The following is a 17,748-nucleotide window of genomic DNA, read 5'->3' on the forward strand; positions in this document are numbered from 1 at the left end:
CAGCCACTCTTTACCTTAACCACCCACTTGCTCAGTGCAATGTAATTCATAGTTATTTTATCTCAAGCTTAGAAAAAGCGGTCAGTTATCGTGCTTTTTGCGGTAATTGCCTTTTTCTTTTTGACTCAGCCCAAGGCTTGATTTAGATTAGAGATTGCAGTTTTAAATTACATACTCTATGAGCCGACACCTAACAATAATAAAGATTGTCTTTGTTTTATCGCTTTTCACTAGCCCAAGCTACGCTAGTGTATCTCTGTTAACAGCCCCGCAACTTGCTTGGCTGTTTCCGTGTGCGTTGGCTTTACTTTCGATTCCCTACTTATTGTGGTCAAATCAACGGTTAAAAAAGTCAACCCGACAATTAAAGCATTCAGAGCAACGCTTTAAAAGCACCATTGAAGGCAGTGGCGATACGCTGTGGGACTGGAACATTCAATCTGGTGAAATCATCCGGATTAATGACAAATACAATATGAATTCCGCCAAGCAAGGCAATAGCATCCCCAACCAAAACCGCATTCACCCCCAAGATGTCCACATTGTCGAAAAACTATTAAAACAACATTTTGCTGAAAAAACGCCTTTCTTTGAGGCCAGCTACCGCATTAAAGACGATTTAGGTCAGTATCACTGGGTGTTAGACCGCGGCAAAATAATTGAAAAAGACGATAACCTAAACCCGCTACGGATGACAGGTACGGTTCGCGATATTGGTCACTTTAAGAACACCGAAGAGCGTTTAAACCTATTTGCTAAGTGCGTTGAATCACTTACTGATGCCATCGCCATTTACGACAAAGATTACTTTTTAGTCGACCTCAACCCCAGTTACCTTAAGCTCTTTGGCGGTCAACGGGAGCATTACCTCAATAAACAATTTACCCTGCCAGGGTACGACAATAAGTTTATTGCTCAGGTTAAATCGCAATTACAGCAAACTGAGCATTGGCAAGAAGAGTTAAAGCTCAGAAATGCCGCGGATGTGTTATTGCCAATGGAGATCACCATTGACGAGATTAAGAATAACCATGGCCAAATCACCAATTACGTGGTGGTCTACTCCGATTTAACCGAGCGTAAAAAAGCCGAATCACAACTGCATAACCTCTCAAACCGTGATAGAACCACTGGGCTGCCTAACCGTAATTTGTTTTTCACCAATCTACAAAAACTGTCACAGCAAGGTACCCACCATGCGCTGCTGGTGTTTGACCTCGATAACTTTAAAAAAATCAACGATTCTCTGGGCCACCAACTAGGCGACACCCTACTGGCAAAGCTTGCCATGCGCCTCAATAAGTTAGCACGTCAGCAAGATACCTTTTACCGCCTTGGCGGCGATGAGTTTGCACTTATTATTACTGGCACCAACGACATTCACACCATAACCCGCACGGCAAAACAGTTTCTAGCCGCGATAGCAACGCCGTTTCGCATCGCCAATCATGAGCTGGTGATCACCTCATCGGTGGGCATTGTGCTATGCCCAGAAGATGGCAAATCGCCAGAAAGCCTGCTGAAAAATGCAGATACTGCGATGTATCACGCGAAACAAAAAGGCAACCACTACTTATTTTTCAACGATTCGATGAATGAGCAAGCGGTTAAGCGACTGCAAATAGAAAACTTGATGCGCTATGGCCTTAAAGAAGATCACTTCGTGGTCTATTACCAACCTAAAATGAACATCAAAACCGGTGAGCTGGTAGGTATGGAAGCATTAGTGCGCTTTATTACGCCCAAAAAAGGCGTCATCAGCCCGGGAGTGTTCATTCCCATCGCCGAAGAAACTGGGCAGATTATCGACATTGGTGAAGTGGTGCTCGATAAAGCATGCCAAGATGTTAAACGCTGGATAGACAAGGGACTGTTTAATGGTCGAGTAGCCGTCAACCTATCAGCGAAACAATTTAGTCTGCCAGACTTAACTACTCGCATTGATATCATTTTACAAAAGAACCAACTGCCGTCTTACTTTCTTGAACTAGAAATCACGGAAGGCACGGTAATGGATGACCCCAAAGAAGCCATCGACATCATGCAGTCACTCAGTGCTCGCGGTATACATTTGGCCATGGATGACTTTGGTACCGGCTATTCGTCATTGGCCTACTTAAAACAGTTCCCACTGAATACGCTCAAAGTGGATAAAGCCTTTATTGATGACATGGGGAACGAGCGTGGCCGTAACATGGTCGATTCCATCGTTACCATCGCCCATAACCTCGACTTACATGTCGTTGCCGAAGGCGTTGAGCAAAAGCAGCAGCTGCAATTATTAGAGCAGCTCAACTGTCAGACGGTGCAGGGATACTATTTCTCAAAGCCTTTATCTAGCGCTGAGTTTGAGCAATTCCTACTGCAACACCAACAACCCGAACATGCCCCGAACCTGCAATTAGTGCAGTAACACTCATATCTGTTATGGCAGCCACCTCACCAAATTGCCACAGCGTCGTAACCAAGCTCTACGGTAATGCACTCGAAATAAGATTAATGCAATTGGGCCACTAAACAACGCCAAGGTGAACCAGCGCCGTTGCGGCATCCCGGTTTTCAGCGCTTGGGTATAAATGGTTATGGCACACAGTAAAGCTAGGATGACAAAAATCACGGCGACTCCAACAAATCGTTTTCTACTTAACAGCGTAGCTGCATACATCGTTAGCGATAACTCATTTCCATGTTATGACCTTGAACTGCACAGTACGGCAAAGCCAATTAGCTATTGCTTTGTTTCTTAATAGGTATTTTAAAGCCACCAGAGGCTAATACCTATTCCTGAGGTACCACAAAGCAAGGTTTACCAGGCTGTTTACTAACGCGGTCAGCGAGTCTACACAACGCTCACTATTTAAGCAACAAAAGAAAATATTGTTGCAAAATTTTGCATTATTTAATTTAATAGCGGACTGTCTTATGGATTTAGCAGTTCATCTTGGTTATGTCTTAAAGCAATGGCGTTGCGGCTCAGTGTCGATAACCGCTTAAGATAACCGCAATACGGTGCTGCTGAACTGAGGTTCAGCAAAACACGCCGGGCAAGTCAAAGTGAACGCTATTTCTGTCACCAAAACGCACAAGCATGCAAATTAGCACACGTGCTTTGGTGAACACCCCGCTGGGGATGTGGCAAGTATGGAAATAAAGCGTTGGCAATTGTTTCCAAGCATTGTCCACTTTAGTTATGAAAGTTAAGCCGGATATTAAGTACCGTTAGGAAGGCCGCGGTCAGAAAGTTAAAATAGATTTTCTAAAACCCTATCTTAATGAATAAAAGTACTTTTTATTGCAGTCTTAAGATAAATTGAGAGTTGTATAGAAAAATCATGAAAAGTCTGTACTTATTCAAGAATTTTCTGCGTTATCACGCTTTGGTATAGACGATCTGATAGTTTTTACCGATACACAATTACAGTATTATCCTTAGAGCTGCTAAACTTAACTTCATGTTGTATTAACTGTTACTTCAAGGACACGGGCTATGGATCAGAAAAGCGTACATGAATATTTGCAGGCTAAACCTGCAACGTTTATTACGAAACCTTTTGCACAAGATGTAGATGTATATAAGGTTCAACATAAAATGTTTGCCACTTTGACTGAGGGGAAAGAGGGGCAAGTCGATGACAATGGTGAACCGGTTTGGTGGTTGAATGTAAAGTGCGACCCTGATGAAGCCTTATTGTTACGTGATAAGTACGAATCAGTGGTACCTGGTTATCACATGAACAAGCGACTGTGGAATACAGTGATTTTAGATGGCACAGTACCTGCGGACGCGATTAAAAAAATGATCGATGACTCCTACCAAATTGTGGTAGACAACCTGCCTACAGCGCAACGCGAAGAGTTAGAAAAAAAGATTGCACAGCAATAACAGCAAACGGCACAGGTACTACCTTCTGTGTCGTTTTCTTTTTCCAATCTCTGCATAATACCAATCCAGATCAACTTGATAGCCTCTAGATATCGTAGTATACCAATATCATGATCACCTAAGCGCCAGGCAAGGAATACAACCATGAGTAAAAAAATAGCCATACTAACCAGCGGCGGCGATGCCCCGGGAATGAACTCTGCTATTCGCTCAGTGACACTGTCAGCGCTACGCTGTGGGTTTGAATGTATTGGCTTTTATCATGGCTATAACGGCTTAATTGAACAAGAGTTCTGCAGCCTATCGGCGCACAGTGTCACCGATATAACGCAGCAAGGTGGCACCATTTTAAAAAGTGCTCGGTGTCCGGCTATGCACACTGAAGAAGGCGTACAACAAGCGGCAAACAGCTTGCGTAAACTGCACGTGGATGCCCTTATTGTTATTGGCGGCGATGGCTCATTTCGGGGCTTGGAGGCCCTTTGGCAACATTGGCAACATTGGCAAGGGACGCTTATTGGTTTGCCCGGTACCATAGACAATGATTTAGCCGGCTGTGATAACACCATTGGCTTTTCTACTGCGGTAAACACAGCCACCAGCGCCATTGATAAAATCCGGGATACCGCCAACGCCTTTGAACGCGTCTTTATCACTGAGGTGATGGGTCGCCACAATGGCCACATTGCTTTTCATGTCGGTATTAGCTGTGGCGCCGAGGCCATCTTGTCCTTTGAGAACTGTGACCCCAACAACCACCAAGCCATCGAAGCACAATTAATTGCAGCCATTACTAAACAACAGCAAAAGCATGGCAGCTTTATGATAGTACTGGCTGAGAACCTTTGGCCCGGAGGCTCACAAGCGCTAAAAGCACAGCTGAATAATCAGACCGAGATAAACGCGGCCATGTGTGTACTTGGCCATATTCAACGTGGCGGCGCGCCAAGTGCAGAAGACCGAATACTCGCCACTGAGCTGGGAATTGCCGCAGTAGAAGCGATTGTCGCTGGCACAGTGACAACTCCAACCATGATTGGCAAAGTACAAGGCCAGCTGCTGCAAAGTGATATCGCCGAGATATTACAACAGCAAAAGCCCGTTTCACCGCAGTGGGTTAAGCGCTACCAGAGTTATTTGGCAGAGCTGTAAATCGCAGCCCTGCCACCCAGATTAACCAAATACACTGAAAGCATGTTCGTTTAACCATAAGTGGCAAACAATGCTCGCGGCATAGCCTAAGAAAATAACCGGTGTCCATTTTAAATGGCCTAAAAAGGTATAATAACCTCGAGCTTGACCCATTAACGCCACACCCGCTGCGGAGCCCACCGACAACAAACTTCCCCCTACACCAGCGGTAAGTGTGATCAACAACCAATGGCCGTGTGACATCTCGGGTTGCATCGCTAATACCGCAAACATCACCGGAATGTTATCGATAACAGCGGAAATAATACCTAAAAAGACATTGGCATAGGTCGCCGACCATTGCCCATATAAAAACTCTGACATAAGACTTAAATAGCCTAAGAAGCCAAGGCCACCAACGCACATGACGATGCCGTAGAAAAACAGTAAAGTGTCCCACTCGGCACGAGATACCTTACTAAAGACATCAAATGGCACCACACTACCGAGCTTTTCTAAGCGCTTTTTATCGCCTTCACGCTCTGCCATAGCCCGCTTTCGCGCTAATGAACCAGGCAATGTCATGCGTAAAAAGTAGCCAAAAAATTGCAAGTACCCTAACCCCATCATCATGCCCAATACCGGAGGCAGATGCAGCAGGCTGTGGCACAACACCGCGGTGGCCACCGTGAGTAAAAATAGCGCCAAAATTCGCAATGCGCCACGTTTGAGCTCAACGCGCTCATAGACCGCAGACGGTTTTTTTGCCGCCACGAAATAACTCATGATGGCCGCGGGCACGAGGTAGTTCACTAAAGCAGGCACAAACAACACCAAAAACTCACTAAAATGCACCATACCAGATTGCCATACCATTAAGGTGGTAATATCACCAAATGGACTAAATGCGCCACCAGCATTGGCAGCAATGACAATATTGATGCAACTGAGGTTGATAAAGGCCCTGTCACCTTCAGCCACTTTCATCACCACCGCACACATCAGTAATGCCGTAGTTAAGTTATCGGCAATGGGAGAAATAAAAAAGGATAAGAAACCGGTGATCCAAAAAAGATTTTGATAGCTAAAGCCTTTTTGGATCATCCATGCCCGCAGGGCATCGAATAGACGCCGCTCTTCTAGAGCATTGATATAGGTCATGGCCACCAGTAAAAACAGCATTAGCTCGGCAAATTCTAACAAGTTATGGCGAAAGGCGTGCTCGGTGACATCTGGCTGGCCCTGATTAACATAAAACGCGCCGATCATGAGCCAAATCAAACCAGCCGCGACCAGAACCGGTTTAGACTTGCGCATGTGGAGTTTCTCCTCCAACATCACTAAGGTATATGCTAAAACAAACACAATAATACAAAGCATGCCTAAGGTGGAGTCAGTGAGATCTAGGGTTCCTTGTGCTGCTAGCGTCTTAAATGGTAGGAGCATAAGCCCAGCACAAAGTAAAAACAGTGTTCCTGTGGTTTTCATTTTTTTGCCCATTGATGAGTGCAGAAGAATGGCAATTCAGCCACAGTCACTTTAGCATAGTAAAATGAATATCAGCATTGGACAGAAGTCTAACTAAACCATCAATAGGAAATAATGCTTCAACTTACGCAACACCAACAAGCTTCATTAAAACAACAATTAACTAGCGATGGCTTTGCGCGCATAGACAACATCTTAGCAGACAGCGATGCCGAACAGTTGCACCAATGCCTGCTCGGGTTAGACTATAATACCGCACTATTTCACCAAAATACGGTAAAAACAGTTAGTGATCAGCAACTTGCAGCACTTACTCCGCAAGAGCGCCAAGTACTGTTTGAAGATATCTACAGTGACGCCGCCCGAGGGCTCGGGTTTATGTACTGCAGACACTCAGTTGGAGCACATAGCCCCAGTGCATTAAACCAGTTATATCAGAGCCTCAATAATCCCGCCCTGCAACAGCTTATCTCAGAAATCAGTGGCGAGCAGATCATTCACACTTCAGCGCAGGCCACTCGCTATATTAGTGGCCAGTACCTCACTCGCCATACCGATGTGGTTGAGTCTGAAGGCCGAGTGTATGCTTATGTATTGGGAGTGAGCAAAAACTGGCACCCAGACTGGGGTGGATTACTGCAACTGTTTGAAAGAGACGGTACCCCAACCACCAGCTACGCACCTAGGTTCAATTCCTTAGTGGTGTTTGACGTCAAAAAAGTGCACTCGGTAACCTATGTCGCCCCTTATGCCAAGGGACCTCGGTTATCTGTTACTGGTTGGTTTCGTACCAAAACATAATTGCAGCAGGCTCTGCGAGTAGTGCAGAGCCATTTTATCTAATAGCGCTGAGAAATTTTCTCTATGGCAAGAATAAGCACCAAACCGGCGACCGCCAGCAGCACACAATCAAGGGTTTGCGGAGCTTGGCCATAAATCTCGCTGTACTGCCATGGCCAAATGTTTGCCTGTGTCAGCGGTTTTTCTACTCCGCTGGAATTAACATAGGTAGTGAGTACCTGCTTCCATGGCCACAAGAGGTTTAAGGAACCAATTAAAAATCCCGATAATAACGCAAAAGTTACTTGTTCATAGTGCTTAAATAGCCAACTAAGTAACCGCGAAAACGACATTAAGCCAACCACACAGCCTAATAAAAATAAGCCAATCAACAACACTTGTAACTGGGTTACCGCCAACAGTACATGGCCATACATGCCCAGCAACAGCAATATAAAGCTGCCTGAGATCCCCGGTAAAATCATGGCACAAATGGCAATGGTGCCAGATAAGAAGAACATCATGGGTGAAGCCTGGGCTTCTGCTGGCGATAACGAGGTAATAATAAACGCAATCACCGCCCCAATTAGGCAAGCACTGACATTAATTAGCCGCCAACGCGTCACTTGTTTTGCTACGTGAATAAACGACGCCACAATTAAGCCAAAAAAGAACGACCACACCAACAACTGATAATTGGCCAGTAAGTAAGTAATAACTTTCGCCAATGAAGCTGCGCTGACAATTAAGCCAGAGAATACCGCAGTCAAAAAGTTGCCATCAATGTGCTGCCAAGTTGCTTTCACCCCTTGTTGTTTGAGCAGCCGCAAGGCCTCTAAATCAACACTTTTTATCGCCGCTAAGAAACGCGCGTAAATTCCGGTAATAAAAGCAATGGTTCCACCAGAAACCCCAGGGACCACGTCAGCAGCGCCCATTCCAGCCCCCTTCAGAAACATCCAGAGATAGTCGCGTTTGCTATCTTGATACTGCACTCATGCTCTCCTTTGTATTTTTATGGCGCTAATCTTACCGTAATTTCACGCCAAATAGCGACCGCTAAAGCTTTTCACTTCGTTGCCGATAAAAAATCATGTCTGTGGATGCTATTACGTTATGATTATCATCGTTTTCTTATTTATTGTTTGGGGCTTATGTGGCACCGCCCTGGCTGCTGAACACATTAATCCGCCGTCGCTAGAGCATTTTTACCAACAAGATGCCGAACGTTTTTATGAGTCCTCTGAGCTTGTAACATTGCAATCAGAAGGCGAGGATTTTTATGTTTTTCATCAGCCCTACATGGCAGCCGCCAAAGCTGGGACAGTGGTATTAATTCCCGATATGCTAGCGCCGCCACTCAACAGCAGTGGCATTAGCTTTTTAGCCCAGCGCTTAAGTGATGACGGCTTTGACACCTATACCATTACCGCTCCAGCCGTAAGCAGCAGTGCTGATATTTTGCCCCCAGATCTAGGTGCAGCAACGCCTGAAAAAAATCAGCAAGCAGGCAACAAAGTACTTACTGGCGTCAGTGAGCGCAACCTTGATGACTACAAAACCGCCCTAATTAGCCGCTTTGAAGCGCTCTACAAAACCCTTAGCAAAAGCCCAGAAGAGCAACTGGTGGTGGTGGCCTTTGGTAACAGCGCGGGCGTATTTGTAGAGCACTTAGCTACCTTACCGAGCTTGCAAATCGATGCGGTGACGGTAATAAGTCCACAACTGCCTAATGCCGCCCGACAAAAGCACCTTGCTGCAAACTTATCTTTGGTGAGCCCAGCATTACTGGATATCTATTATTCTTTTGACAACCCCAGTGTGGTCGACAGTACCAACATGAGAAAGCGTTGGGCGCTGCGTAATAATAAATACGACTACCGCCAACGCGAGCTATTTGGCGTTAAAACCGATCCGCTTCAGCATCAACGTTTACGCAAAGAATTACTGGGCTTTTTACGGGTGCTTTAGGTTGCCAGTTTCGTGCCTCAGGCGTTTGCTTTTTTAAGGTACTCGTAAGCGCTTTGAATATCTTGGCTCTTGCGTTTAGCAACTTCCATCATGTGCTCTGGTAAGCCTTGCGATACCAATTTATCGGGGTGGTGTTGCGCCATCAATTTGCGATATGCCTTTTTAATTTCGCGTTCACTGGCGCCTTCACTTAACCCCAGCACCGCTAAGGCTTGAGTGCGACTCAAGCCCGGATCGGCGGCAGCTTGGCGTTGACCACTGTGGCGTTGCCCCTGCCCTGTTGCATTCGAGCGACGGAATTCAAACTCAGCTTGGTAACGCTTTAATAAAAATAAGAAGTGCGTTTCAGCAAAGCCTAAGGATTTTGCCACTTGCTTAAGTAAAGTTTTCTCAGCATCGGATACGTGGCCATCACAAAACGCCATTTGAATTTGAATTTCTAAAAACAGCTGGCGTAAATCATAACGCCGAGCAAAAGCTTCTTTAAAGTCGCCCACCGCTTCTTTAATCGAAAAGTCAGCTGCCTTTCCGGCATTGAAGGCACGTTGTGCTTCGCGGCGCTCTTCCCCTTCAAGTCCCATTTCGGTCATAAATGCTGATGCGGCTTGAATATGAATTTCACTGACGCGACCATTTGACTTGGCAATATGCCCCATTACCGCAAAGCAACTAGAGAAAAACAGCGCCTGACGTTCGTGAAGGTCTTCCCCTTTCATAAACCCTTGAAAGCCGCCTACTTTGTCAAAGTCTTGCTTTAAACCACGGTCAAATAAGTGGCCTAGATAAAAGCCTAGAATCGCGCCTAACCAGCGACCAAATAAGAACCCAAAAATGGTGCCGAGTAACTTACCCCACATGCTAAATCCTTCCTACTTTGTCATTTATCAACGCCAAACGCTCTGGGGTGCCAATATCATCCCACTGACCAAGATACAGCTCGGTTGAGACGCAATGATTATTAAGGCCTTCTGCAAGCATAGGGCCCAGCTTTAAAAACTCAGCCGTGTGATGGCCAAAAAAATCGCGATGATACTTACCTATGCCAGCAAAGGTGTACTTATTACTGTTCAGAGGCTGATGCGCCAGCGCAAAGTCGCCATCAGGGTTATGTTCTGGGTTTTCCACCAACACAATATGCGCTAAACATTCGCCTGGGCTATCACTGCCCAACTGCAAAGCGGTTAAACTGCTGCAGTCATAGTCCGTGAACACATCGCCATTAATCACCACAAACTGGTCACTGTCTTGGCATAATAACGGCAAGGCTTTTATAATCCCACCTGCAGTCTCCAACCCCCCTTCGGGCTCCTGACTATAACTAATAGTGACACCAAACGCGCTGCCATCACCAAAATAGTCTTTGATGGCTTCGCCCTGCCATGCCAAATTAATCACCACCTCGTCAATGCCGGCATCACGTAAACGCTGCAGATGGTGCTCTATTAGCGGTCGACCAGCGACCTCCAACATGGGTTTAGGCTTGCTTGCGGTCAACGGCATCATGCGTTTGCCTCGCCCCGCGGCTAATATCATTGCTTTCATGTGTTAACGCTTTGTTTGAGTCAGTTTTGCTGCCACTTGAGGCATTATGTCATTTTCGATCCAGCTTGCAAGCCATTGAAAGCTTTCGTGCTTTTTAGACACATCGAGAATATATTGCAGTGTTGGCTGAATATTGTCGAGGTAACCTGCCTTGCCGTCCCGTTGTAATAGTCGAGTAAAAATCCCCGCCGCTTTTAAGTGGCGCTGAATACCGGTAATATCAAAGTAAAATTGATACTCTTGGTAGCTCATGTCAGCCAGTAGCTGAGTGTCTTGCAGTAGCTGATAGCTGTATTGTTGTAACTGGGCAAATTGTTCCGCCGGTAATCGCGTATAACAATCTCGCAGTAATGACACGGCATCGTAAGTGACAGGCCCGGTGACCGCATCCTGATAATCAATTAGAAACCAGCGCTGCTGATGCCAAATCACATTACGGCTATGAAAGTCACGATGCATGGTGACCTGAGGCTGTTGCAACATCAGCTTGACTAAACTCTCGCTTAATTGTTGCCATTGTACTTGTTGGTAAGGACTCAGCTCAGAGCCAAGCCACTTTTCCACCAACCAGTGACGAAAGATATCCAGCTCCATAGCAATAAAGTCTGCATCATATGGCTTCATTAAGGGATGATGAGAGGTCTTAGCAATAGCGGGGATCTGCTGTAATAAGGCTCGATAGTCAGCGTTAACACTGTCAAGTTCAAGGCGGTCGGCAAGGTGCTCGGTGCCCAAGTCTTGCAGTAGCAATAAGCCATTGCTACTGTCTTCGGCAATAATCTTTGGGACATTCAGCCCGTGCTGAGCAAAATGCTGAGTCAGTTCAACGAACACAGCATTGTCGAGTTTATCGGTTGGGCTTTGCATCAACACCCAAGCATGCTGGCCTTGCCAGACACGAAAATAACGCCGAAAACTGGCATCTGAGGTGATCGCTTGGTAGCGGTAGTCGCGGCCGCCTAAAGCCGACTGTAAAAAGACATCAATGGCCGTTGGATTATTCATGAGGTCGTTGTCACACCTTGTTGTTGTAATTGTGTAAATGCTACTGTATTTCGGACCGTTTTCATTTATCATGAGCAGTCTAATCGTAAACGCTTGGCAAATAGGTTATTAAATGCGCAAAATTTGGGGCTTAGCTGTATTTTCGTTATGTCATACTGCAGCTTTTGCTAATACGAACATTGTCGCCGCACAATGTAAAGACTATATGCGACCAGCGAGCTGGAAGCCAGTCGCCGATCTGCCCCAAGGTGCTATTGATATTGTTGCCAATGACGTAGAGCTACAAGGCGTAGACAGCGCCGAATTTTCCGGCAATGTGGTGATTAACTCAAACACCATGAGTCTTGAAGCTAAGCGTGCGCTTATTGACAAAAAAGAAGGCCTGTTAAGCGCCTCTGGGCCACTGCTGTATCGTGATAAATTTACCAAAGTCCACAGTAACGGTCTGTTTGCCGATCTCAATGCTAACACGATAAGCTTGCTTGGTGCTGAATATGAGTTAACCGAGCAACGCGGCCGCGGTGGTGCGGAAAAGCTCTACGCCGCTGATAATCAAATCTCATTACAAAACTCAAGCTTTACTACCTGCCCAAGCGCTGAGCCATTTTGGCAAATTGAAGCCAGTAGTATAGTGTTGTCGCGAGAAGATGGTTGGGGAAAAACCTACAACACCGTATTCAAAATTATGGATACTCCGGTGATTTATTTGCCTTACTTCACCTTTCCCATTGATGATAGACGTAAATCTGGGTTGCTCACGCCCACCATTTCCAGTTCCAATAAGTTTGGTTTAGAGTTAATTGCGCCTTATTACCTCAATATTGCCCCTAACTATGATGCCACTTTTTCGCCGCGCTACATGGCCAATAAGGGGTTACAGCTGATCACTGAGTTTCGTTACTTAACCGAACAGCACCGTGGTAAAGTCGCCGTTGAATATTTGCACCAAGACGATTCTGAGCCGCAACTGGATGAACGCTATCTCGTTAACTGGCAACAAAAAAGCTACCTATCAGAGCAGTGGCGTGCCTATGTTGATATTACCAATGTCAGTGATGATAACTATTTAACCGACTTAACCTCAGACTACGCCAATGATACTGATACTCAACTCTATCGCACGGCCAGTTTAAGCTACCTGGGTGAGTCGTGGCTTATTGATATGAAGCTGCAAGATTTTGAGGTGCTCGGCGACCATATAGAGTCTTATACAGCACTGCCACAAATTAGTTTTAGCACCCGAAATAGCTATAAAATGCTGGGTTTAAATTGGAACTTTGATGGTGAGTTTGCGCACTTTAAAAACGACAGCTTAACCATTACCGATGCCACTCGCTTACATCTCGAGCCTAGAGTGTCGTTTTCGCGCAATGAATATGCTTGGTCTTTTACTTCTGAAGCCCGCTTACTGCATACTCGCTACGAACAAAAAGGCGACTTAATTAACAGTGACTATCAAGAGTCAGTGAGCCGCACACTGCCCAGCGTTAGAATGCATGGCCAGTTGAATTTTGAGCGCAACACGGCTTTTTTCTTCGATAAAGGCACGCAAACACTTGAGCCACAGCTACAGTATTTGTATACCCCGCAGCGAGAACAAAGCCAAATCGGTTGGTATGATACCACTAAGCTACAAGATGACTTTGTGGGATTATTTAGAGCGAGACGCTACTCAGGGTATGACCGCATTGCCCAAGCCAATCAATTTACCCTTGGTGCCACCACCCGAATTTATGACGAGGCCAATGTTGAACGTTTTAATTTCAGTGCTGGGCAAATCATCTATTTAGAATCGTCTGTAAAGCCAACTGCACAGTTACTCAGTGATGAGACTAACTACAATGCACTGTTTGCAGCCGAAACCATGTTACATTGGCACAAACGTTGGTACCTTTCAGGTGGCGTACAATACGATGCTGACAGCAAAGAACTGGTACAGTCACACTTTACCTTAGACTATAAAGGTGATGATAATCAGTTAGTACAATTGAACCATCGCTACGTTAATGAGGTCTCAGACTACGAAATCGACCAAGTTGGTCTATTCACCAGTTTACCAATTGACGAAAACTGGCAGTTTGTTGCAAGCTATCACCGCGACATGACAGCAGATCGAAGTGTAGAGTCATTTGTTGGCATACAATATCAATCGTGTTGTTGGGCGATTCAGTTAACTGCAAACCGTCAAATAGAAACCGATTTAAACCAAACACTGAATCACGAAAAAGCAGTGTTTGATTCTGGCTTCAGCCTGAAGTTTGTCCTTTCAGGACTGGGAAGTCAAAGCAGCGGTGATGCAAGTAAACTCCTTCAACAGGGGATTTTTGGCTACCGTAGACCGTATTTTTTGAATAAATAGAATTTAGAAAGCCGTATGAATTTAAAAAAGTTGTTATTAGCTGCGTCATTGAGCGTTAGTTTATTATCTCCGGCTCATGCCGAGCGAGTAAAATTAGATAGCGTCGTTGCTACCGTCAACGAAGGCGTGATACTAGAAAGCGAGGTTGAACAAATCATCAACCGCGTAAAAGAACAGGCAGAGCAACAAGGCACACAATTACCCAGTGAAAAAACCCTACGCTTGCAAGCAATTGATAGGCTTATTGAGCAATCGTTGATGTTACAACTAGGCGAGCGTATGGGCATGCAAATCTCCGATGCCCAACTGGACCAAACCTTAGCTAACATTGCCCGCGAGCAAGGTGCCACCATTGCCGATATGCGACGCTCAATTGAAGCCAGTGGTGAGAGCTTTCAAGCCTATCGAGAAGAAGTAAGAAAAGAAATCACCGTCAGCCAAGTAAGACGTGCCAATGTTGACCGTCGGATCTATATCAGCCCACAAGAGATTACCAATTTGCAAAAAATAATTAGTGAGCAAGGTGGTGGTAGTGAAGAGTACGATATAGGTCACATTCTGATCAAAATTCCGAGTAAAGCAACAGCTGAGGAAGTTGAAGACGCACGAGAGCGTGCTGACAACGTTATTGAATTTTTAAAAGACGGCAAAGACTTCAAACGCATCGCCATTGCTTCTTCAAGTGGCTCAAAGGCGCTTGATGGTGGTCAATTGGGCTTTATGAGCATCAATGAAATGCCAACGCTATTTGCTGAGGCCGTAAAAGGTGCGAAAAAAGAAGAAATTGTAGGCCCGCTGCGCTCTGGTGCCGGTTTCCACATTTTGAAAGTACAAGATATTCGCGGTCGAGAAGTGGTTGAAACGGTAGAAATGCGCTCACGCCACATTCTGATTAAGCCATCGATTATTCTCAGTGAGGAAAAAGCCAAATCCATGCTAGCAGGGTTCGTTAAAGACCTTCGTGCTGGCGAAGCCGACTTTGCCGAGCTTGCCAGAGAGCACTCTGAGGACCCAGGATCTGCGCTTAAAGGCGGCGAATACGATTGGACTGATCCAACCACCTATGTGCCTGCGTTTAGAGATGCATTAATGTCATTAGAAAAAAATGAAATCAGTGAACCGTTCAGAAGCTCTTACGGTTGGCATATTGTGCAGCTATTAGACAAACGCGTGGCAGATAAAACCGAACAGGCCAAAAAGAACCGTGCTCACCGCCTGCTATTTAATCGTAAATTTAAAGAAGAAAGCTTTAAATGGATTAAAGAAATGCGTGAACAAGCACATATCCAAATCATGACGGCGGAATAATACCATGACGCTTAGAATCGCAATCACACCGGGCGAGCCGGCGGGCATTGGCCCCGATCTCGTGATCAAACTGGCTCAACATGAGTGGCCTGCGCAACTGGTTGCGGTTGCCGATAAAAGCATCTTAGAAAAGCGCGCTCAAGAACTTGGTGAGCAGATAACCTTGCTGCCCTTTGATGAAACCGCGGCGCCCACGGTGGCGCCTGCAGGGTCGCTTTATTACCTGCAAGTGGATAAAGGCGCTGACGTGGTTGCTGGTCAACTGGATGACGCCAATGGTTTATACGTATTAGAAACGCTTAGAATCGCTTCGGAAAAGAACATGGACGGCACTTTTGCCGCCGTAGTGACCGGTCCGGTGCATAAAGGCATCATCAACCAAGCCGGCATCTCCTTTAGTGGCCATACCGAGTATTTTGCGCAGCAGTCTGACACCGCCGACGTAGTCATGCTGTTAGCCACCCAAGGTCTGCGTGTTGCTTTGGTCACCACCCACATTCCTTTGGCTTACGTTGCTAAGGCCATTACCCCAGAGCGCTTAACCAAGGTGATTAATATTCTTAATCACGACTTACAGACCAAATTTGGCATTGAACAGCCTAAGGTCTTAGTATGTGGTCTTAATCCCCATGCTGGTGAAGGCGGTCATTTAGGCCGTGAAGAAATTGAAGTGATTGAACCCACTCTAGAAATGCTTAATAGCCAAGGCATGAATTTAGTTGGGCCACTGCCGGCGGACACCCTATTTCAAGCGAAATACCTAGATAATGCCGATGCGGTGCTGGCAATGTATCACGATCAAGGTTTACCTGTGTTAAAATATAAAGGATTTGGTAACTCAGTGAACATTACCTTAGGCCTTCCTTTTGTTCGTACCTCGGTGGATCATGGCACCGCATTAGACTTGGCAGGCACTGGGGATGTAGAAGTGGGTAGTTTTGAATTAGCGATCCGAGAAGCAATTCAGCTCGCAACGAAAAAAGCACAGAATGCATGACAGATAAAGTACATTTAGGACACAGAGCGCGCAAACGCTTTGGTCAAAACTTTCTTCACGACAACAACATTATCGATAAGATTGTCACCGCAATAGACCCTAAACCGGAAGATAATCTGGTTGAGATTGGGCCAGGCTTAGGTGCAATCACTGAGCCGGTGTGTGACCTTAGCGGTCAGCTAACGGTTGTGGAGCTGGATAAAGATCTTGCTGAGCGCTTGATCCACCACCCATTTTTGGGACCTAAGCTAACGGTACACCAAGGCGATGCCATGAAGTTTGATTTTGCATCGTTACTGAAAGACGGTGGTAAACTGAAAATTTTCGGTAACTTGCCTTACAATGTCTCCACTCCCTTGCTATTCCACTTGTTCGAGTTTGCCGATGACGTAGAACACATGCACTTTATGTTGCAAAAAGAAGTGGTTAATCGCATGGTTGCGGGCCCAGGTAGTAAAGCCTTTGGTCGCTTAAGCGTGATGACGCAATATTACTGTCATGCCATTCCTGTGATTGAAGTGCCGCCTAGCTGCTTTAAACCAGCGCCGAAAGTGGACTCCGCAGTGGTACGCTTAGTGCCTAAGTCGCCGGAGCAACGCACAGCAAAAAGCACAAAAATTCTTAACACAGTGTGTTTAGAGGCGTTTAATCAGCGCCGTAAAACGTTGCGCAACAGCTTGTCTAACCTATTAACCGAAGAACAGCTTCGCGATTTAGGCATAGACCCCACACTGCGCGCAGAAAACCTGTCTCTTAATCAATTTATCAATATCGCCAATTGGATTTATGACAACGCAAACTAATATGGGCTCCCCTATCAAAGTATCGGTAGAAACCTTTTATGTTGAAGCGCAATCACAGCCAGAGAAAGACAAGTATGTGTTTGCCTACACCATCACCATTAAAAACCACAGCCTGTGTAACACTAAGTTACACAGCCGCTATTGGCTGATCACCGATGCCAACGGCAAAGAAACTGAGGTGGAAGGTGAAGGTGTGGTGGGCGAGCAACCTACCATTCGCCCTGGAGAGAGTTACAAGTACACCAGTGGCGCCGTGTTAGACACGCCTGTGGGCACCATGGAAGGCTACTACGTGATGCGTAATGAATTTGGTAACGAATTCAAGGCGCCTATTGATGTCTTCAGGCTTTCTTGCCCTAACATCTTGCATTAACACCTACTTTAGAAAAGCTTTTTTAGTCACGAGTAACTTCGCGAGGCAAACCCTGTGGTAGGAGCAAGTTAACCTCGCGAGCTTATACCAACTTGCATTAATACTCCC

At 45.8% G+C, this 17,748-nt stretch carries 16 protein-coding genes; 10 read left to right on the forward strand and 6 right to left on the reverse strand.

Annotated features, from left to right (window positions below; all coding sequences use genetic code 11):
• Nucleotides 1-178 precede the first annotated feature (178 nt).
• A complete protein-coding gene (locus ACNKW2_RS05855; protein WP_419147715.1) occupies nt 179-2,413 on the forward strand; it encodes a sensor domain-containing protein in 2,235 nt (744 codons plus the stop codon).
• 12 nt (nt 2,414-2,425) lie between these two features.
• Here the strand turns inward: ACNKW2_RS05855 and ACNKW2_RS05860 are convergent, their stop codons facing one another.
• Nucleotides 2,426-2,617: a hypothetical protein gene (locus ACNKW2_RS05860; RefSeq protein WP_419147716.1), complete on the reverse strand. Its 192-nt coding sequence runs from the start codon at nt 2,615-2,617 to the stop codon at nt 2,426-2,428.
• An 870-nt stretch (nt 2,618-3,487) separates the two neighbouring features.
• Between ACNKW2_RS05860 and ACNKW2_RS05865 the strand changes: the two genes are divergently transcribed.
• Both ACNKW2_RS05865 and ACNKW2_RS05870 read left to right on the forward strand, forming a co-directional pair.
• Nucleotides 3,488-3,883: an MmcQ/YjbR family DNA-binding protein gene (locus ACNKW2_RS05865; protein ID WP_336567250.1), complete on the forward strand. Its 396-nt coding sequence runs from the start codon at nt 3,488-3,490 to the stop codon at nt 3,881-3,883.
• 144 nt (nt 3,884-4,027) lie between these two features.
• Nucleotides 4,028-5,035, forward strand: coding sequence for an ATP-dependent 6-phosphofructokinase (locus ACNKW2_RS05870; RefSeq protein WP_419147717.1), 1,008 nt, complete (start codon nt 4,028-4,030; stop codon nt 5,033-5,035).
• A gap of 21 nt (nt 5,036-5,056) precedes the next feature.
• Here the strand turns inward: ACNKW2_RS05870 and nhaD are convergent, their stop codons facing one another.
• Nucleotides 5,057-6,460, reverse strand: a complete 1,404-nt coding sequence (nhaD, locus tag ACNKW2_RS05875) for a sodium:proton antiporter NhaD (RefSeq protein WP_419147771.1) — start codon at nt 6,458-6,460, stop codon at nt 5,057-5,059.
• A 156-nt stretch (nt 6,461-6,616) separates the two neighbouring features.
• On the opposite strand from nhaD, the gene ACNKW2_RS05880 reads away from it, so the two are divergent.
• A complete protein-coding gene (locus ACNKW2_RS05880; RefSeq protein ID WP_419147718.1) occupies nt 6,617-7,303 on the forward strand; it encodes a 2OG-Fe(II) oxygenase in 687 nt (228 codons plus the stop codon).
• Between the two features lie 38 nt (nt 7,304-7,341).
• Here ACNKW2_RS05880 and ACNKW2_RS05885 read toward each other — a convergent pair whose 3' ends face one another.
• The gene (locus ACNKW2_RS05885) at nt 7,342-8,277 is read right to left on the reverse strand and encodes a polyprenyl-phosphate transporter (protein ID WP_419147719.1); all 936 of its coding nucleotides are present in this window, start codon (nt 8,275-8,277) and stop codon (nt 7,342-7,344) included.
• Between the two features lie 121 nt (nt 8,278-8,398).
• Between ACNKW2_RS05885 and ACNKW2_RS05890 the strand changes: the two genes are divergently transcribed.
• Complete coding sequence (locus tag ACNKW2_RS05890; protein ID WP_419147720.1) at nt 8,399-9,253, forward strand: DUF3530 family protein; 855 nt, start codon at nt 8,399-8,401, stop codon at nt 9,251-9,253.
• Nucleotides 9,254-9,270: 17 nt separating this feature from the next.
• Here ACNKW2_RS05890 and djlA read toward each other — a convergent pair whose 3' ends face one another.
• From djlA to ACNKW2_RS05905, 3 genes are read right to left on the reverse strand one after another with little or no spacing between them, the layout of a single operon-like run.
• Entirely contained in the window at nt 9,271-10,110 is an 840-nt protein-coding gene (gene djlA, locus ACNKW2_RS05895) for a co-chaperone DjlA (RefSeq protein ID WP_419147721.1), read from the reverse strand.
• A 1-nt stretch (nt 10,111) separates the two neighbouring features.
• Nucleotides 10,112-10,795, reverse strand: a complete 684-nt coding sequence (gene murU, locus ACNKW2_RS05900; RefSeq protein WP_419147722.1) for an N-acetylmuramate alpha-1-phosphate uridylyltransferase MurU — start codon at nt 10,793-10,795, stop codon at nt 10,112-10,114.
• A gap of 3 nt (nt 10,796-10,798) precedes the next feature.
• A complete protein-coding gene (locus ACNKW2_RS05905; protein WP_419147723.1) occupies nt 10,799-11,800 on the reverse strand; it encodes an aminoglycoside phosphotransferase family protein in 1,002 nt (333 codons plus the stop codon).
• A gap of 112 nt (nt 11,801-11,912) precedes the next feature.
• On the opposite strand from ACNKW2_RS05905, the gene lptD reads away from it, so the two are divergent.
• The 5 genes from lptD to apaG are packed head-to-tail and all read left to right on the forward strand — an operon-like array spanning nt 11,913 to nt 17,640.
• Nucleotides 11,913-14,159, forward strand: a complete 2,247-nt coding sequence (gene lptD / locus ACNKW2_RS05910) for an LPS assembly protein LptD (RefSeq protein WP_419147724.1) — start codon at nt 11,913-11,915, stop codon at nt 14,157-14,159.
• Nucleotides 14,160-14,174: 15 nt separating this feature from the next.
• Nucleotides 14,175-15,467, forward strand: coding sequence for a peptidylprolyl isomerase SurA (gene surA, locus ACNKW2_RS05915; RefSeq protein WP_419147725.1), 1,293 nt, complete (start codon nt 14,175-14,177; stop codon nt 15,465-15,467).
• 4 nt (nt 15,468-15,471) lie between these two features.
• Nucleotides 15,472-16,464 carry a 4-hydroxythreonine-4-phosphate dehydrogenase PdxA gene (pdxA, locus tag ACNKW2_RS05920; protein WP_419147726.1) on the forward strand — a complete coding sequence of 331 codons (993 nt, stop codon included), beginning with the start codon at nt 15,472-15,474 and terminating at the stop codon, nt 16,462-16,464.
• Nucleotides 16,461-17,267: a 16S rRNA (adenine(1518)-N(6)/adenine(1519)-N(6))-dimethyltransferase RsmA gene (gene rsmA / locus ACNKW2_RS05925; RefSeq protein ID WP_336567265.1), complete on the forward strand. Its 807-nt coding sequence runs from the start codon at nt 16,461-16,463 to the stop codon at nt 17,265-17,267. Before pdxA ends, rsmA begins: the two co-directional genes overlap by 4 nt.
• Nucleotides 17,251-17,640 (forward strand): Co2+/Mg2+ efflux protein ApaG, encoded by a 390-nt coding sequence (gene apaG / locus ACNKW2_RS05930; RefSeq protein WP_419147727.1) that lies wholly within the window; start codon nt 17,251-17,253, stop codon nt 17,638-17,640. The genes rsmA and apaG overlap by 17 nt, the downstream gene beginning before the upstream one ends.
• The last annotated feature ends 108 nt before the right edge of the window (nt 17,641-17,748 follow it).

Source organism: Pseudoalteromonas 'SMAR' (assembly GCF_048515945.1).
Taxonomy (GTDB): Bacteria; Pseudomonadota; Gammaproteobacteria; order Enterobacterales; family Alteromonadaceae; genus Pseudoalteromonas.

What these genes read in the sequence shown, in the direction of transcription:
- ACNKW2_RS05855 (WP_419147715.1), top strand. Translation starts at nt 179, where the DNA reads ATGAGCCGACACCTAACAATAATAAAGATTGTCTTTGTTTTATCGCTT.
- ACNKW2_RS05865 (WP_336567250.1), top strand. Translation starts at nt 3,488, where the DNA reads ATGGATCAGAAAAGCGTACATGAATATTTGCAGGCTAAACCTGCAACG.
- ACNKW2_RS05870 (WP_419147717.1), top strand. Translation starts at nt 4,028, where the DNA reads ATGAGTAAAAAAATAGCCATACTAACCAGCGGCGGCGATGCCCCGGGA.
- nhaD (WP_419147771.1), bottom strand. Translation starts at nt 6,460, where the DNA reads ATGCTCCTACCATTTAAGACGCTAGCAGCACAAGGAACCCTAGATCTC.
- ACNKW2_RS05880 (WP_419147718.1), top strand. Translation starts at nt 6,617, where the DNA reads ATGCTTCAACTTACGCAACACCAACAAGCTTCATTAAAACAACAATTA.
- ACNKW2_RS05890 (WP_419147720.1), top strand. Translation starts at nt 8,399, where the DNA reads ATGATTATCATCGTTTTCTTATTTATTGTTTGGGGCTTATGTGGCACC.
- djlA (WP_419147721.1), bottom strand. Translation starts at nt 10,110, where the DNA reads ATGTGGGGTAAGTTACTCGGCACCATTTTTGGGTTCTTATTTGGTCGC.
- murU (WP_419147722.1), bottom strand. Translation starts at nt 10,795, where the DNA reads ATGAAAGCAATGATATTAGCCGCGGGGCGAGGCAAACGCATGATGCCG.
- ACNKW2_RS05905 (WP_419147723.1), bottom strand. Translation starts at nt 11,800, where the DNA reads ATGAATAATCCAACGGCCATTGATGTCTTTTTACAGTCGGCTTTAGGC.
- lptD (WP_419147724.1), top strand. Translation starts at nt 11,913, where the DNA reads ATGCGCAAAATTTGGGGCTTAGCTGTATTTTCGTTATGTCATACTGCA.
- surA (WP_419147725.1), top strand. Translation starts at nt 14,175, where the DNA reads ATGAATTTAAAAAAGTTGTTATTAGCTGCGTCATTGAGCGTTAGTTTA.
- pdxA (WP_419147726.1), top strand. Translation starts at nt 15,472, where the DNA reads ATGACGCTTAGAATCGCAATCACACCGGGCGAGCCGGCGGGCATTGGC.
- rsmA (WP_336567265.1), top strand. Translation starts at nt 16,461, where the DNA reads ATGACAGATAAAGTACATTTAGGACACAGAGCGCGCAAACGCTTTGGT.
- apaG (WP_419147727.1), top strand. Translation starts at nt 17,251, where the DNA reads ATGACAACGCAAACTAATATGGGCTCCCCTATCAAAGTATCGGTAGAA.